The organism is Caballeronia arationis, from assembly GCF_001544975.2.
GTDB lineage: Bacteria > Pseudomonadota > Gammaproteobacteria > Burkholderiales > Burkholderiaceae > Caballeronia > Caballeronia arationis.
In genome coordinates this window covers 1-792 of sequence record NZ_FCOG02000538.1, presented here as the reverse complement: position 1 = coordinate 792, position 792 = coordinate 1, and the positions used below count along the sequence as shown (strand labels likewise).

General features: G+C 64.3%; 1 protein-coding gene. It reads right to left on the bottom strand.

Annotated features, from left to right (window positions below; translation table 11 throughout):
• Positions 1 to 22: 22 nt before the first annotated feature.
• The coding region (locus AWB81_RS43710) for a transglutaminase-like domain-containing protein (RefSeq protein WP_235026274.1) at positions 23 to 792 on the bottom strand (770 nt) is incomplete at its 5' end.

The window sequence follows — 792 nt, the reverse complement described above, 5'->3', positions numbered from 1 at the left end:
ATTGACCGGCGTTTCGTCCGGTTCATTTCGACACCTTCGGCCTCTTCCCGGCGACCGCCACCGCGTCTTTCGCCGCGTCTTTCTTTTCAGCCTCGCTTGCATCGTCCTCGGCGGGAATCTCCGTCACGCTCACTTCGACTTCCAGCCCGCGAAACGCCCCGGGCGTGCCGTTCCACGTGCCCCAGAGCGGTAGTGCCTGATAGTGGTTCCAGGCAACTGCCACGCGTATCAGATGACGGTTGCCGATGATGCTGTTGGTCGGATCGAAGTCGACCCAGCCCGCACCGGGCAGATACATCTGCAGCCAGGCGTGGGTCGCGCCGCCGCCCTGCGTCGCCGAATGGTCCGGCACGAAGATATAGCCGCTCACGAAACGCGCCGCGAGCCCCAGCGCGCGCACCGCATCCATCATCAGCACCGCGAAGTCGCGGCAACTGCCGCTCTTGTGACGCAGCGTGTCGGCCGGGCGGTTCACGCCCTTTTCCGTTCGTCGCACGTACTTGAAGTCGTTGGCGATGCCGAGTGTCATCGCGCGCAGCATCGAAAGTGTGCCGGTCGCCGTTCCTGACGAAAGGAACTGGCGCGCCCACGCGCTCACATCCTCGTCCGGATGCTGGCGATTGCGTGCGTTGACGAGATCGGATGCCTCTTCGTTCGTGTATGCGAAAGGATAGGTCGCGGCATAGCGCTCGAGCGCGTAGTCGGGCTGCGGCGCCTCGTAGTGTTCCAGCGTCACCTGGCTTTCGAAAATCAGTTCGGGCGCTTCGCCGGCGAACGTCGCCACGGCGACGG